The sequence below is a fragment of the Motilimonas sp. 1_MG-2023 genome (assembly GCF_030547455.1).
Lineage (GTDB): Bacteria > Pseudomonadota > Gammaproteobacteria > Enterobacterales > CBDFNC01 > Motilimonas.
The window spans coordinates 22,737-38,928 of the sequence record NZ_JAUOPX010000001.1 but is presented as its reverse complement, the minus strand read 5'-3'; the positions used below and the strand labels follow the sequence as shown (position 1 = coordinate 38,928).

General features: G+C 45.8%; 13 protein-coding genes. 1 reads left to right on the top strand and 12 read right to left on the bottom strand.

The features are described 5' to 3' along the window. Positions 1–113 precede the first annotated feature (113 nt). The 7 genes from Q4519_RS00175 to Q4519_RS00145 all read right to left on the bottom strand — a co-directional run bounded on the left by Q4519_RS00175 (position 114) and on the right by Q4519_RS00145 (position 8,920). Positions 114–626 carry a GDYXXLXY domain-containing protein gene (locus tag Q4519_RS00175; RefSeq protein WP_303508217.1) on the bottom strand — a complete coding sequence of 171 codons (513 nt, stop codon included), beginning with the start codon at positions 624–626 and terminating at the stop codon, positions 114–116. Then, positions 623–1,720 carry a DUF4401 domain-containing protein gene (locus Q4519_RS00170; protein WP_303508215.1) on the bottom strand — a complete coding sequence of 366 codons (1,098 nt, stop codon included), beginning with the start codon at positions 1,718–1,720 and terminating at the stop codon, positions 623–625. The genes Q4519_RS00175 and Q4519_RS00170 overlap by 4 nt, the downstream gene beginning before the upstream one ends. Next, the gene (locus tag Q4519_RS00165) at positions 1,717–2,742 is read right to left on the bottom strand and encodes a DUF2157 domain-containing protein (RefSeq protein WP_303508214.1); all 1,026 of its coding nucleotides are present in this window, start codon (positions 2,740–2,742) and stop codon (positions 1,717–1,719) included. Before Q4519_RS00165 ends, Q4519_RS00170 begins: the two co-directional genes overlap by 4 nt. A gap of 375 nt (positions 2,743–3,117) precedes the next feature. After that, positions 3,118–6,522, bottom strand: coding sequence for an ImpA family metalloprotease (locus Q4519_RS00160; RefSeq protein WP_303508212.1), 3,405 nt, complete (start codon positions 6,520–6,522; stop codon positions 3,118–3,120). A gap of 167 nt (positions 6,523–6,689) precedes the next feature. After that, complete coding sequence (locus tag Q4519_RS00155) at positions 6,690–7,475, bottom strand: DNA-binding domain-containing protein (protein ID WP_303508209.1); 786 nt, start codon at positions 7,473–7,475, stop codon at positions 6,690–6,692. After that, positions 7,472–8,362 (bottom strand): DUF692 domain-containing protein, encoded by an 891-nt coding sequence (locus tag Q4519_RS00150; protein WP_303508206.1) that lies wholly within the window; start codon positions 8,360–8,362, stop codon positions 7,472–7,474. Before Q4519_RS00150 ends, Q4519_RS00155 begins: the two co-directional genes overlap by 4 nt. A 102-nt stretch (positions 8,363–8,464) precedes the next feature. Next, complete coding sequence (locus Q4519_RS00145; protein WP_232800025.1) at positions 8,465–8,920, bottom strand: hypothetical protein; 456 nt, start codon at positions 8,918–8,920, stop codon at positions 8,465–8,467. A gap of 364 nt (positions 8,921–9,284) precedes the next feature. On the opposite strand from Q4519_RS00145, the gene Q4519_RS00140 reads away from it, so the two are divergent. After that, complete coding sequence (locus Q4519_RS00140) at positions 9,285–10,115, top strand: HDOD domain-containing protein (protein WP_232800026.1); 831 nt, start codon at positions 9,285–9,287, stop codon at positions 10,113–10,115. Positions 10,116–10,274: 159 nt separating this feature from the next. Here the strand turns inward: Q4519_RS00140 and Q4519_RS00135 are convergent, their stop codons facing one another. The 5 genes from Q4519_RS00135 to Q4519_RS00115 all read right to left on the bottom strand — a co-directional run bounded on the left by Q4519_RS00135 (position 10,275) and on the right by Q4519_RS00115 (position 16,192). After that, positions 10,275–11,123, bottom strand: coding sequence for a Rossmann-like fold-containing protein (locus Q4519_RS00135; RefSeq protein WP_303508201.1), 849 nt, complete (start codon positions 11,121–11,123; stop codon positions 10,275–10,277). 77 nt (positions 11,124–11,200) lie between these two features. Further along, positions 11,201–12,253, bottom strand: coding sequence for a chemotaxis response regulator protein-glutamate methylesterase (locus Q4519_RS00130; RefSeq protein ID WP_232800028.1), 1,053 nt, complete (start codon positions 12,251–12,253; stop codon positions 11,201–11,203). Continuing rightward, entirely contained in the window at positions 12,246–12,866 is a 621-nt protein-coding gene (gene cheD, locus Q4519_RS00125; protein ID WP_232800029.1) for a chemoreceptor glutamine deamidase CheD, read from the bottom strand. Before cheD ends, Q4519_RS00130 begins: the two co-directional genes overlap by 8 nt. Positions 12,867–12,868: 2 nt before the next feature. After that, the gene (locus tag Q4519_RS00120) at positions 12,869–13,705 is read right to left on the bottom strand and encodes a CheR family methyltransferase (protein ID WP_303508194.1); all 837 of its coding nucleotides are present in this window, start codon (positions 13,703–13,705) and stop codon (positions 12,869–12,871) included. A 165-nt stretch (positions 13,706–13,870) separates the two neighbouring features. Further along, the gene (locus tag Q4519_RS00115; RefSeq protein ID WP_282561069.1) at positions 13,871–16,192 is read right to left on the bottom strand and encodes a methyl-accepting chemotaxis protein; all 2,322 of its coding nucleotides are present in this window, start codon (positions 16,190–16,192) and stop codon (positions 13,871–13,873) included.

The window sequence follows — 16,192 nt, the reverse complement described above, 5'->3', positions numbered from 1 at the left end:
TCAACAAATCTGAGTTGTTCGATGGGCAGGGATTAGCAGCGAGAGTTAACTTAAAAAGTCAACGGGAGCTTAGACTCCCGTTTTGTTATCTGTTTTATTATCTGTTTTATTATCTATAGTGGTTTCAAATTTTGATCAAGCAAGGCATCAAGCAACAACTCGCCCTGTTCATTCACTCTAAACTCGCCATATTTCGCTGCCTCAAAACGCTCGCCTTGGCCTTCTTGAAAAAAGAACGCATTGGTTGCCAATTTAACTTGGCCGCCGCGCAGTCGAACTTGCAGCAATAGTTCATCTTTAGGCAACGCACTGGCATCAAGATAGCTGGATTCAAAACCAACAAACTGCGCGACCAAATCGGCATTGCGCTTAATCCGGACATAACCATTCAGGTTGTCGCCATCAGTTGCTGCGCGGATCCTTGCCATGATCTGATAATTTAACGTCATGTAATCCCCCTGCATTAACGAGCGGGGATCAACCGGCGCCAGTTCAAGGCGCACCACCTCCCCTTCAGCTAACCAAGCCTCACGTTTAACGATATCCCAATTGATCATCGCCAATAGGCCTACACTTAATAGCACCACTGCGGCGATACTCCGCTTTACTCGCTGTAATGATTTCATAACGCCTCCTGTGATGCGACTGAACTTGGCTGAGACAGGTAACGATTAAGCCCCCAACGTGCAAATAACAGCACCACGCCTAATGCGGTCAGTAATAGGGATTTTTCTAACAGGCTCACACTAAGGGAGTAATAATAGGCGCTAATAAACAGTGGAATGCTGAAAATAGCTAACGCCGTAAATACCTTATCGCGCAGTTGTAAGCCCAATAATAAAAACAGTACCGCCGTGCTTAGCCCCGTTAATGGCACGGCTAGCGCGCCAATCACCACCACAGTGGCCATCGCTCCATAGCCTACAGGCGTCGATAACGAGATTTGCCTTTGCGCAAAAATATGGCGCACCAACAACAAACTGGCCAGTAGGCTCAGTGACCAAGGCAATAGCCAAGACCAAATGGAAAGCTCACCAATAGTCGCGCTGAAAAAATCTAACTCCGACGCGCCAAGACTTAATAAAGCTTGAGCCAACAAGGTCCAGCTCGCAAAGCCATAGGCCAAGGTGCATAAACGGCCATAATGTGCGCCGAAGCGCTCTAAATTCAAGCATAGCCCTATCGCCAACACCAGCATCACCAGCGGCATCACGCTCATCATCTGCCATTGATACAGTAAGCCAGTAATACAGCCAGCAATGCCAATGCTATTTAAAAACACACTCAAGCGATTATTAATAAATGCGCTGTGAACAATCAGCAATGCACCAAAACTGAAAAACCAAGCTTGCTCACTGCGATAGCCCAGTATTTCTGACAGTCCCCAGCCAACGCCCAGTAAGCCACTTAAACCAAACACCAACGCCAGCTGAGTAACAAATACCTGTTGTTGCAGCGACTTACGATCCAGTACCGCACCAAGCACCACAAAGATTGCACCGATGAACAAGATCCCCTCGTCAAGCACTTCACCCAATGACAACGCCAAAAAGCTGCCCATAAAGCCGAGTAAAAACAAAGCCGCCACCCAGCCAGCAAAGCCCTGTAGAATGCCTAAATACCAAGGTGGCATTAATGGCTGATCAGGTAGAGGCGACGCAGTATCAACGCATCTCGCTTGTTGCAACGCTTGCCATAATTGCGCATTTTCAGTTTTCATTGGCTGGCCTTCCCATTGAGCTCGGCGGTGTTAAACAAGGCGCGCATTTTGGTTAACCAAACCGATATCCCTGCTGTCGCGCCCACGATATACATGGCTAAAAAGAAAAATACGCCCACCTCACTGCTGGTATCAAACATATTCCGCCCTAGCCAAACCGTGCTCACCGCAATGGCACTAAAGCACACCAAGGCCAGCGGTAATAACTGTTTAAAGACAAAGCGCGATAGCAAAAACACTGTCGCACTGTAGAGCAAGTAAAAGCTAAAAGGGGAAGAATCGCCAATTTCAAGAGCTTGCCAGCAGCCGTACCAAGTCAGCGCGACCAGCGCCAATAAAATACTAAGGGACTGACAAATAGGCGCATTTAAGCGTGCAATATTAAGCTTTTGCGCGGCCAAGAAAACCAAATAAACCACGCCATTGAATAAACTTATCGCAACTAACACAAATACATAAGAATCAAAAAACCACCAAGCCTGCGGCCAAGTATGAAAATACAACACTAAAGTAAGGTTGATTAATGCCAATAGCTTAAGCCACAACAAATCAAAGCCCGCCAACCACGCCAATGGCAGTAAGCACAGCGACCAAATAGCAAACAACTGCCAAGGATCAGCGCCGGTTTGATAGGTTTGCCCCACCAATGCTAATAACGCGCCAATCATTAAGCTTAACCCCAGCAAACTGGCATTGGCCTTAGTCGCGCCTAAACCTCTAGGGTTGATATCACGCTCTTGCCAGCGCAACACGCCATAAGCCAAGGCGCAAATCAGCAACAAGCCTTGCACGAGTGCAAACTTGCCAAATTTACCTAACTCTTGCCAATTGAAGGCGAAAAAGATGATCACGCCCGCACCAACAAACAGCACACCCAGCCAAAGCAATAATTGCCCTATCACCTCACGCCACGCCACTTCTGGCTGCGTCTTGCCAGCCAACGCCAACGCTTTGGGCATCTGTTCAGCCTTGATTTCACCTTGTTGATACCAAGCCCATACTTGATCACGCAGATTACTCATTTATCTTCCCCTATCTGGCTAATATTGCCAGTTAACTGAAGATAATATTAACGCTTATTGTTAAGGGATGTAATAGCAGGACGAACGCATGAACGTACAATATTTGAGCACAACCTTCAAACAAGTCACATTTTATTATACGAAACGCCGTGAAATCATCCTTGATGGCTTAACTGCCGCTTCCTTGCGGCAGATATTCGTCTAATAAAACATCACTTATCGTTCAAAAATATTCATGCGTTTGCCCTGCCTTCTACTCCCGGCTCTGTTGACAAAATTAACGCATTAATTTCAATAACACGTTCAATCCCCTTCAGGAGCAGGCGGAATCGATTATAAGAATCAAGCTGGCATCCGCATCACACAACAAGCAGCCTACAACCCACAATCCGCAGGCGAGCTGTTATCTCTGGGCCAGCGCGCCGTCGGATTGGCTAAATCCAGCGCAATAAAGTCTAAGCCTTCACTCATATTCACTGGCGGCAGGTCGGTTTCTAACACATACATCCCCGGCGTCACACTCCCCTTGGTTGCGTTAGCTACCGCTTGGCTTGCAGCTAAGTCAGAGTAACGTAATCCAAACATGTCAAAATACGGCTGCCAGTTTTTTGCGGTCAAATAACTCAAGGCCACCAACATAAAATCGCTACCCGGTATGCTCGACACATTACGACCACCATAAGTGGCATCGCCAGAGTAAGCAAATTGGGCAAAACCTAAGCTGGCTTTTTGCGCATCCCAACTAGCTTGATCGCGCGCGGCATCGGCAAAAATACGGCTGTATTGATACATCAAGGTAAACAAGTGAAAACCGTTCTCTAACTGGCTGCCATCACTCAGTACCGCTTTATGGTTTTGCAACGCTAATTGAATATAAAACGCCATGCGATAGCCATTGTGAGTGGCGTAAGCATTACTGGCCCATGGCCCTTCAAAACGATCGCCTGAGTCTAACGCGCTACAGCGACTACCGAGTACCACGCGATCGCCTTGGCTATTTTTCAGTGCCAATGCGTCAGACATAAACACATAAAACAAGTCTTTATGATTCATGTGACCATCAGTGATAATACTGGTTTGCAAGTCACGTTGGTAATGGGCGCGCCATTTAACAAAGTAAGGGAAAATATTGTTGGAGTTCTCCCCCGCACGTGAGCCGTATTGCCCCCAATCATTGCGACCCGCTGCGGCTGCGTATTGCACATTCAACTTGTTGGTTTGCAGATTATGACCCAGCTCATGATTATCGCCCCAACCGGTTGGCGAAATATTCCATGCCGCGTCCCAAGGGTTACCACTACAACCTGCGCCACAATGGGCGTTTTGGTCATAGTTAGCATGTTGGATCAGCTGTCGTGTATGGAGTGAAGTATCGACACAAGCATCACGGCCAAATAAGCCGGTACAACTGGCTAACACATTGGTAGGTAATGACTCGGCCAAGGTTTTACCTTGCACCTTAAAGCCAGCTAAGGTGTAAACCGCACCGATGTGATCTTCTTGTACCGACTTTAACAGCGTGGCCACTGCCCCCGCATCCACGCTGCTAGCGCCTAAAAATTTATCACGACGCATATGCTGCTCAGCGCCTTCGGTGCGCAAGTCAACATGGGGGATTTCTGTGTTCAACATCAGCTGCGTAAAGCGTGCCACTTGTGCGTCATCACTAGGGTCTAAAATCGCCGGATGAAAGCTAATGCCTTGGGCTTTCACATTCACCCGATACGGCGCTTCTCCGCCATTAATATACAAATAAATCGGGCCACCATAGGGGCTACTAAAGGTGGTGGTTTCACCTGCAGCCAACGATAAGCGAGACTGCTCCAGCTCTAATGGCGAGTAATAATTAGCGCCGCTAAAAACGCGGTTAGTGTTTGATCTATGGTAGTTAAGCTTAATCTTTACATTGGCACTATTGCTATCAAGGCGCGTTAAGCTAATGGTTTGCCCAGGCAGCGCATACCACCCCGTGGTGGTCCATTGGCCTTGATAAGGCACTTCAACCCACAGGGTTTGCTCTGCAGTCGCGGGATAAGCATAGTGACTATTGCTACCTTGTTGAACTTGGCTTTTGTCCACCACAAATTGGCCTAAATCAGGCTGGGCAGCATTTTTAGCACGGGCATAGCTTACCAGCCAATCAGCAAGTAGCGCCTCAGAAAAGGCTTTTGGCTGCGCCAAGGTAATCGGGTAATCAATTTGCTGGCGGTATTTATCTGCTAATAGCAGGGCGGTTTTCAGTACACGATAGCTCGACGCGGAAGTGCCGTTAAAAACATCTAAACCCCAATCGTCAACAGCGATAGCGCCTGAGCGCAGCCAGTCTGCTGCACTTTTAAACTCGGCACTGAAGGTTGCATCACCGCAATTGATATAGTTAGTGTTACAACCTGTTACGCTGTCACTGGCAACCTGTCCTTGGCCGTATTTTGTGAATAATGTCGCGACCTTGGTAAGGTCGGCATCTGCTGCCATCTGCTCACTTGGCAATGCATTCACCACTTGATGCTTAGACCAATAGTTACCACTGGTGTGCAGTGCCATATATCGGTACAAGTCTGCACTCATGGCACTGGCTTGGCGGCGATAATTAGCCACCAGCAATGGGATTTTATTACGTTTTGCTAATTCAATGGCTGGCTCAAGGGCGGTGTTACCGCGTTCTTCGCGGTCAATGTCACTAAGAATAATTAAATCGGGCTGCAGCTGATTAATACAATCCAACAAGGCTTCATAGTCACAAGTATTAGCAGCATTAATCTGATAGCGAGCGGCAAAGTGAGTATCTAACCAACTGCGGATCCGCTCATTATGAGGGAAATACCAGCTGTCAGCGTTAGACGGCACATGGCTGGTAATCACCTTTAACTGACCACTAGAAAGATCGCGCGCGGTTAGCCAAGTAAGCAAGTTTTTTAATAACTGGTCGGTTTCGGCATTGGTATTAACCGCAAATAAATTAGCCGCCATAGCACTATATCGATGACCATTTTGCTCTCCCGCAACAATCAATCCCGCTTGTGAAGGGTCGCCACCGCCGTTTTGATTGGCGCGCAATACAATGGTGCTTTGGCTGGGATCAACCACATTAAAAGTGATGCTGTCATGGCTTGGGTTCCAAGTTAGCGGAGCGGTAATTGCCTGAGCAATTTGAGTATCATTAACCGCTGCAACCTCCTGACTATTTCTTGCTGTAGGCACAATGGCGCCTTGATAAATCTGAGCTAAAAGACTCTGTTGCACTTGCCCAAGCTCAGTAATTTGCTGCTGAGCAAAGCTAATTAGCTCTGTTTCAGAGACCAAACGATGATCGCCCCGCTGCAATGCGAGCTCTGGGTTGGAGATAAATTCGGCTTGGATCTGACAATTTTGCACTGCGTTAAACTGATACTGCATCGCAGATAATTGACCACCACAGCCTTGGATATTCAATAGTTGATAGCCCGAGCTTGCTTGAACGCTAACACTAACACTTTCACCCTGTGATACTTGCAGTTGGGCTGGTGTAATTTGCCCGCCAGTGCTGACGCGAGTGGTAATAGCCACTTGTAGCGTAGGCTCTGTACTCGGAGCGGCACTCGGAATGATATTTGGTGAAGGGCTCGGCGAAGAGCTTGGAGCGATACTCGGCACGGAACTTGGTATGATACTGGGTTGCCCCCCAGCTCCGCCATCACTACTGTTGCCCGTATCACTGCCACCCGATCCGCCACCGCATGCTGTTAACCCCAACAGTGCGCCAGTAAGTGCCAATATTTTACCGGTATAATTTAGAGCCAAGCCTGCCACCTAATACTTTTGCATGAAAGCCGCGACTATAATCTATTAACAGCTTTTTTGTCAGTAAGGATATTTAAAGCTGCAATATAAATCACAGATAGATTTTAATATTGTTATGATTTGCAAAATTAGCGTAACAAGTCATCATTCTGCTGCAGATTAAGCCATTACGTACAAAGGCTTATAATCAGCCCCATTTCAAACCAAGCTTGCAACGCACTTAGCACTTGCTGCGGAGCTTGTTCTGCGTCGAAAAACTGCATCATCAATTCACATTGCTCAGCGAAATTACGACCTTGGATAAAACCCATTAGTAATTCATGTTGAAAAGGTGCGAGGGAGATAAATTCGGTCAACAGAGTATCGCCACGCCATAACAGCCAGTGTCGAGTAGCACTATAATCAGGCTCTGCGGGCGCGTGCCCAGCTTTAATACTTTGCCAAGCTTCCACCGCATTACTTTGGCAACTGTAAATCTGTACGCTAGGATGAAACCGCAACTGACAACGGGGCCAATCTGGCACAGGTAGCTGCTGTAAATCACTAAAGCCAAGACGTTGTGCATCGGGCGCATCAAAAGCATTAAGCAAGCGGCGCTCAAAGGCAGCAATGTCGGCTAAAATGGGATGCTCAGAAAAAGGCATTTTCTGAGCTAAGAATGTCGGTAAAGCATCGCAAAAATCCCTTAATGACGCTACCGTTGAAGGACATTGCTGAATGTAGCCTTGAACCATTTGATCAAATAAGTCATCACCTAAATAAAGGCCAAGCACTTCGTGGTCAGTTTCGATGGTTTCGGTTAAACGAATGCGATAGGCATTGCGATAAATCGCCAGCCGCGTGCCTGTTGCAACCTTGCCCTGTGCAACAATTTGAGGTTGGAATGATGCCGTTTCACCTGTGTTTAAATAATCCATAAAGGCGTATTGCAACTGGCGTAATGACTCACTCATGTCGTTTGTCCTTGCGCTAAGACCGCGGCCTCAAAGGTGCGGTTCACTAAATGGGGAAATTGTTTAGCGGCCAACATTGCCGCTTGCTGCAGCTCTTGTTGCAGTGCTGGAAATTCGGGAATATTGCCATCGCGTTCAATCATGGTGCTAACTAAACCAAAACGCTGCAGCGCTTGTTGGTACAACTGCCAAATCGGCTCTACTACGTCCTGATCGTGGGTATCAATCACATAGTCGCCGTAGTCGCTATGACCCGCGAGATGAAATTGCTGTACTCGCTTAGGGTTGATCTTGCTTAAGTATTCGAGGGGATCAAAGCCATGATTGCGGGCGCTAACGTAAATATTATTTATATCGAGCAAAATCAAACAATCGGCTTGCTCGGCGAGCGCGTTTAAAAAATCCCACTCATCCATGGTCGAATCTTGATACGACAAATAACTTGATACGTTTTCCAGTAAAATACGCCGCCCGAGAAAGTCTTGCACTTGCCCAACTCGCGCTGCGACATGGTTAATGGTGTCTTGCGTGTAAGGTAACGGCAATAAATCATGGCTGTTTTGACCGTGCACTGAAGTCCAACATAAGTGATCGGAAATCCATTTTGGCTGCACTTCATTAGCGAGTTTTTTCAGTGCTTTAAGATAATCCATGTTCAGCGGGTCGGTGCCGCCAATGGACATAGACACGCCATGCATCACCAACGGATATCGCTCGGCAATCGCATGTAAATAATATTTCGGTTTGCCACCCGCCACCATAAAATTTTCTGATAACACTTCAAACCAATCCACCTGTGGCTGATGCTGTAACACATGCTCAAAGTGGGCTGTGCGCAAGCCTAAACCAAAACCGAGAAAGTCGTGGGTGAGCTGATCGTTTATCATATTATTCCTAATAGGTGGATATACCAGATCTGCTTGCCTTCGTATCGTGTTGATGACCAAAGGCAAGCTGTATCGAGTACTATGCCCGCTATGAGTTTAGAGTTAAGCGCTGGTTTTACCGCCGATATCAGTGCACGATTTAGCTGGCGTATTTACAAAACCTTGGCCTTTACAGCTGGCATGACCGGCACAGGCATTGTCAGCAGTTTTACAATCATTGTGGCCCTTACAGGTATTCACGCCATAACATTGTACTAATTCCGCTTTAGTTGTTTCACCTTTCCAGTCATCTTTAACGTCACCGCCAACGTCACCACAGGCCTTACTTGGCATAGCCACAAAACCTTGGCCTTTACAGCTAGCTTTACCAGCACAGGCATTATCTGCGGTTTTACAATCATTGTGGCCACCACATACATTCACACCGTAACAATGTACCAAGTCTGTTGAGTTAGTCGCTGCTTTCTCTGTACTGCCGGCATGAGCCAGTTGTGACATACCAGCCATTGCCATCGCAAGAGCGGCACCAGTAAAGACATTTTGTGCTGTTTTGTTCATGGTTTGTTCCTCGTTAACCATACTTGGCTTACCTTGTAGGCGACCTTTGTACAGTCTAAGTTAACTATCAATTAATTGAGGTTATGCGTATCTAGCTCCATCACAAGCAACAAAATAGATACTTAACCTTAACACCCCTGCAACATACAGGTTGATTAGATAGACCTTAGGCCATAAGAAAAACTTTCGTGTAAAAATAAATAGTTTATAAATGTGAGTTGCAAAATAGACTGCTAAATTTAACTATGGGTCAACAGCCTATTTCCATGCTGCTGATATCACTAATTTATTTACTCTATAATTGAAACTATGACGGCCAGTGTTTTATGGTAAATGTCTTCTAGCCAATCTCGCGAGGAAAATGATGGCGACTAACCTGAGCAGTAAAGAAAAACGCGTTTTGTCCGAGCTGATTATCCCGCCCCAGCCTGATACATTGCTCAAGTTGTTAGAGGAGGCCGATAAAAAAGAGCCGAAAATTGACATTCTCGCCGAGCTCATTGCGTCAGATATGGCGATGTCCAGTGTGATATTGCAGCTAGTCAACTCTGCCGAATACATGCTCTATAAAAAGGTAACATCTGTACATAAAGCGGTGCTGATGCTCGGCTTGGCTCGCACCATTCCATTAGTCAAAGCGATAGCACTAAAAAACGCCTTTGAACAAAGCCCCGCATTAGTGAACTTTTGGCAACAAATAAATCAGCTTGGTTTAGCCAGCATCCGCGTAGCTAAACAACTAAAAAAACCGCAGCTAGCTGAAACAGCTTATATGTTAAGTTTATTTCACATGGCAGGGATCCCCGTCATGATCGTGTCGTTTGATAACTACGAAACCGACATGCTACCTCGGGCAAAACAAGATGGTTGGTATCACTTATTAAAGCCAGAGAAGGACTATTATGGCTCGTGCCACCCGACAATTGCAGCAATGCTGGCGCAACGCTGGCAATTGCCCAAGCAGCTAATTGAAATTATTTACCATCAATATGATTTAGCAGAGTTAACGCGCTCTAAATACGTTAATACCATTGGTCTAGATTTAATTTCAATTATCAAGATTGCACGGCGCGCGTGTTTGCCTGAAGGTGAAGATGAGTGGCAAGGGTGCGAACAAATCATACTGGATCAGCTGCAGCTAGACCAAGAGCAGCTCAATGACATATTCAATGAGTTAAGGCCCAATAAATCCTAACTAATCAAGTTATGGATAAGCGAAATAGTACGAATAGGCCGAACTTAGAATGAAGCGAAAGTATGCTTTGCCCGAAAAAAGCTGTGAATAGTCCCTGAAAACGAAATTTTACGGTAAAACATACTTTCAATTTGAATGCTTGGTTTAAAAGAATTGAGGTTATTCATTTACCTCTGCTTCAAATAACCCTAAATCTTCCAACCAGCGCTGGTGAAATCCTTGCATTTTTAGATGACGCTTAGAGGCGTGATGATCGCGTTGCTCTTGTTGCGAATGAAAAGGGCCCGCCTGACAAAGTTCACAATAAGGCAAGTCCGTTTCAATCTCTGGCGCGTTAGCCTGTAATGATATAGCTAACGCAGCAGGAATCGCTTGGAGACATAGATCAAGCTGCCACACATAAGTGAAACTTGCGGTATCGCGCACAAACTTATCTCGATCCACATTACGCATTTGATAACCGGGAAACTGCTCGAATGAAAACGGCATTTTACCCAAAAACTGTAAATCGGTTTTAAGGTGCAAGCTATGCTCAATATCCCACTCACTATAAGGCTTAACCTCTTTTGAGCTGATATAGATAAGGCCCGCGCCATCAGGGTTAAGGCCAAATTTCTGGGAGTGTAATAAAAACTGATGCAATAAACGGCGATTACGTAAGTTACTGTCGATCCTACCGTGGGCTTCAAATTCTGCTTTGGAGGTAAAACCCGGCACTAAAGGAAATTGAAAAATAATTAAATCAAATTGTTGATGATTTGCGGCCAAGGTTTGCCATTGTTGCGGGTCTGTCACGTCAAATTCGGTTAATACTTGAACCGGAAAAGATGTTTGTGCCTGAAGTAATTGCAGTCGATATTGCTCACCATACTTACTAGCAAGCGTGGCCACACTGTCGTAAATAGTCGCGCACAAATAGCGAGGAGGGAAACGCTCTGCTAACGCTGCCGAAAATGAAAAATCACCATCACCTACCACTAAAACCCGCCAACTAGGATCGAGAAACATAACGCGCCTTTGACAATGAAAACAAGCATATTACAAAGGTGCTAAAAAGGAGGCAAGTTTAGTGATTATCAGCCAGCTTAAACTCGATACTCGGTGCCTAAGTGATTCATGCTTTTGACTATTTGAGCGGGTATATTTTGTAATCCTAAAATCATTTGCACGCCCCCCATTTCAATGGCTGCCTTGGGCATACCAAAAATAACTGAGCTAGCTTCATCTTGCGCTATGGTTATGCCACCCGCTTGAGCAATTTCTAACATACCGGCGGCGCCGTCTTTGCCCATTCCCGTTAAAATCACACCTAGTGCATTTTGTCCAACCGCTCTCGCGACCGATTTAAGCATCACATCCACCGAAGGCTTATGACCACTTATTCGCTCACCATCATCAAACTTTATTCGATAATCCGCGCCGCTGCGTATCACTAATAAATGTAAATCACCCTTCGCCAAATATGCACAGCCAGGAAGTAAACGCTCACCATCTTGCGCTTCTTTCACAGATATTGCGCAGTGTGTATCTAAACGTTCGGCAAACGTTTTAGTAAAGCCCGGAGGCATATGCTGAGTAATCACTATCGCAGGACTGTCTACTGGCATTTCAGATAACAGGGATTTTAATGCTTCGGTTCCCCCTGTAGAGGCACCTATGGCAATGACTTTTTCCGTGGTTTTAAATTTGAAGGTGTAAGCACTTGGACTTAGCGTAGGTGGCCGTCGCTGTAATTTTGCACTCGCCACGGAGCGAATTTTGGCTACGATTTCACTACGATAATCTTCAATTCCTTTAGCTATATCTAGCTTAGGCTTGGGAAAAAAATCCACTGCACCTAACTCTAATGCTTTAAGTGTTACATCTGCACCTTGCTCAGTTAAGCTTGACACCATTAACACGGGAGTTGGTCTGGCTTTCATCAGGCGATCTAAAAAAGTTAATCCATCCACTTTAGGCATTTCGACATCGAGGGTGATGACATCAGGACTATGAGTATTCACCATGTCTTTCGCGATGTAAGCATCGGGCGCAACCCCAACCAGTAAAAAGTCAGGCTCCGAGCGTACAATTTCACCTAGTAAGCTACGAATTAAAGCTGAATCATCAACTACTAATACTTTTATTTTTTCAGTCATTAAACAGCTCCACTTCCCCACTTTCAGGCTGAGTACGTAATTTCAATCGGTACTCACTTTCACGATCAATAATGGTGCTATTGTGTAAGTTTTTAATCTTACGAACCATCACCCGACCAGTGTCAGGAAAAAAGTAAACCTTACGCGGGTATATATCGAGCAAGTCACTGGCAATAATAGGGATCTGTTCGGTATTCAGATAATCTTGCACAAATTCAACGTTTCGCTCGCCAACATTAACTGTCATAAACCCTTTCAGCACATTACCACCACCAAACACCTTGGCTTCGAGGCGCTCTTTTTTTGCTCCTAACTTTAATAGATGGTTGATCAATATTTCCATGGCATAAATGCCATAACGACCCGACTCTGATAACACACTATCTTGCTGGCTGTTATCTTGTGGTAGTAAAAAATGATTCATCCCTGCAATACCTAACAGTGGGTCGCGCAAACACACCGAAACACACGAGCCCAACACTGTGACAATCAAGGTATTATGCTTAGTCGCAAAGTATTCACCGGGTAGTATTTTGACGGCATCACAATCAAAATGCCGATCATAATATCGGTTTGGTGCCAAGTGTGAATTATTAACGTCAAATGTAAACAATCTTACCTCACAGCCAAATTAGGGTGATAAGTAGTCCGTCCGGCAGGCTTAACTAAATGACTAGCATGACTAAAGTTTTCCGAGTGACCCGCAATGTAAAGGCCATCACTTGGCATTAACTGCACCATTCGTGTCAGAACTTGTAATTGCGTTGATCGATCAAAGTAAATCATGACGTTACGACAGAAAATAACATCCACTGGCCCCTTTACCGACCACGTTGGATTAAGTAAATTTAACTGCCTAAACTCTATCATTTGCTGTAACTCTGGCACCACTTTAGCCAACCCTTCCTGACGCCCTTTGCCTTTGAAAAAAAACTGCTTACAACGCTCACCTGACAGTGCTTTGATACGCTCGAGCTGGTAAATACCAGCTTGAGCTTTTTGCAAAACCTGACTATCAATGTCCGAAGCAATAATTTTCACCGGCACATCAAAGCGACCAAAGGTTTCTGCGACGACCATGGCGATTGAGTAAGGCTCTTCACCGGTACTACTGGCGGCACACCAAATAGTACGAGTGCGCGGATGCGCCATTAAATACTCTCTCAGCACATCAAAATGATGTGGCTCACGAAAAAATGAGGTTAAATTCGTGGTAAGAGCATTGATAAACAACTCTTCTTCAGCCGGGTGATGCTCTAGATAGCTTAAATACTGCGTAAAACCAGTCAGCTTTAGCGCCCTAACGCGTCGTGCCAATCGGCTGTACACCATCGAGTCCTTACTATCGGCTAGGCGGATCCCCGTTAATTGATATAGCAGACTTCTTACGGCATCAAAATCGGCTTTGCCGTAGCGAAACTCTCTGTCATTCCAATTATCCGTTTGTGTCATGAGCTAAGATCTCTGCCAAATCAACTAACCATTTATCCGCTTGTGTCATGAGCTCAGCTCTCTTCGCTTCCACTAACACGCCATGAGCAGCCCTCATGACAACTAAACGCGAGTGTCATGAGCCCACAACTCATCATTTGTGTTATGTGTAAAACGCCCACAAGGTTAAAAACTTTCCCACTCATCGTCATCGGATTTTGCTGGTTTCACCGGTGTTCGTGTCACGACCGTTTTTTTGGCTCCAATGTTCGGCCTTGATACAGGCTGAGATAATTGCGGAGCAACAAGTTGATGCTGCTGACTTTCATCTAGTTTAAATTGCGCGACATTGCGTGCCATCTGCGCGGCTTGCGATAACAAACTTTCAGCAGCAGCTGCTGCTTGCTCCACCAGCGCCGCGTTTTGCTGCGTCATCTCATCCATTTGGTTAACGGCCTTACCTACTTCATCTAGCCCAGAAGCTTGTTCGGTAGAAGCGGCAGCGATTTCCGCCATAATATCGTTAACCCGCTTAATGGAGGTGACAATCTCTTTCATGGTATCGCCTGATTTCCCTACCAGCTCATTACCATTATTAATTTTGCCAACTGAGTCAGAAATCAGCGCTTTAATGTCTTTTGCGGCATTGGCTGAGCGCTGCGCTAAGGTTCTGACCTCCGATGCCACCACGGCAAACCCACGCCCCTGCTCTCCGGCGCGAGCCGCTTCGACGGCGGCATTTAATGCCAATATATTGGTTTGGAAGGCGATGCCATCAATCACGCCAATAATATCGGATATTTTTTGTGATGATTCATTAATGGAGGCCATGGTTTTAACGACTTGCTCGATTAATTCACCGCCATTAACTGCAACTTCTGACGCCTTGGCTGATAAGGTATTAGCCTGTCTGGCGTTATCAGCATTTTGACGCACTGTACCGGTTAGCTCTTCCATACTAGACGCTGTTTCTTCAAGGCTTGACGCTTGCTGCTCTGTACGGCTAGACAAGTCCGTATTACCTTGAGATATTTCACTCGACGCGGTGTTAATGGTGTCGGCTGCTTGGCGAATTTCACCGAGCATTTGGGATAAGTTTTGCGCGGTTTGATTACAGCCATTTTTTAAAGACTCAAACGTCCCTTGATAATCCGCTTCCACCCGTTCGGTTAAGTCGCCCTCAGAGATTGCCTTAAGCACACGACCGATATCATTTAATCCACTTTCAGTAGTGCGAAGTAACGAGTTTAAACCTTCGGATAATTTTAAGAAGAAGCCTTCTTTGCCCTCTGTCGAAACGAGGCTACTAAAATCACCCGCCGCCGCCGCTTCAACAGCTGAATTCACTTCCGCTTCAATAAATACTTCCTGAGTACGATCTAACCATTCCACGACGGAACCAAGGCGCGAGCCATCTTTAGCAAAAATAGGGTTCGCCACTAGTCTGAAATGACGCTTACCAACGACAATATTCGCGGTATAAGATTTAGTTAATTTTTCTAACAAATGCATTTGATGGGCAGGATTTTTGTGAAAGATATCCATATTGCTGCCTACTATTTTTGCCACCGAAAAATTTGGCAGTACGGCTTTTAAGTCTGCTTCAGCAGCACTTAGCATGGTTTCCACAGACTTATTCATATAAATAATCTTACGTTCAGTATCAGCGATCATCACATTGGTCGTGGTGGTATCAAGTGCACCAAGAATACGACTGAGCTCTTGCTCTGCTGCCACTTCTTTGGTGCGATCTATCCACTCAACAACAGAGCCTAAGCGATCACCTTTGTCATCAAAAATAGGATTAGCAATCAGGCGAAAGCTGCGCCCTGCCACCACGATATTACCCACGTATGTTTTCGTTAGGGTTGCCAGTAGCTGACGTTGGTGAGAAGGGTCTTTATGGAAGATATCCATATTGCTGCCCAACAACGAATCCACTGAAAAATGTGGCAACGCCTTACGCAAATCTGACTCAGCTTCGCGTAGCATGCGCTCAACAGCCTGATTCATAAATATAATGTTACGTTCAACATCGGCCACCATCACATTCGATGATGTGGCCTCAAGGGCCGAAGTCACCCGCAATGACAGCAGCGCATGCTTTTTCAACTCAGTAAGGTCGTGCCACTCAACGGAGGTGCCGAGCGATTCACCTAGCTCATTACGCAGTGGGTTAAGCACTAACCGAAAACAACGCCCCCCAACGGTGATTTCGGCAGTATGGGTTGTGGTTAGCTGGCTCAGAATATTTTTTTGATGCTGTGGCTGCTTATGGAAAACATCGATACTACTACCAATCATTGCGGCAACAGAGAACTGAGGTAAATCCTTGCGAATATCGCTCTCAGCCTCTGTCAGCATCGCCACTACAGCTTTGTTTGCATAGACAATATTGCGCTGAGCATCGGCAAGCATAAAACAAGTACTGCTGTTGTCTAATGCCAAGCTAGCCCGAGCTAACGACTTTTGTTGCTCACTATTACCAAACCAAGATGCGATACCCAT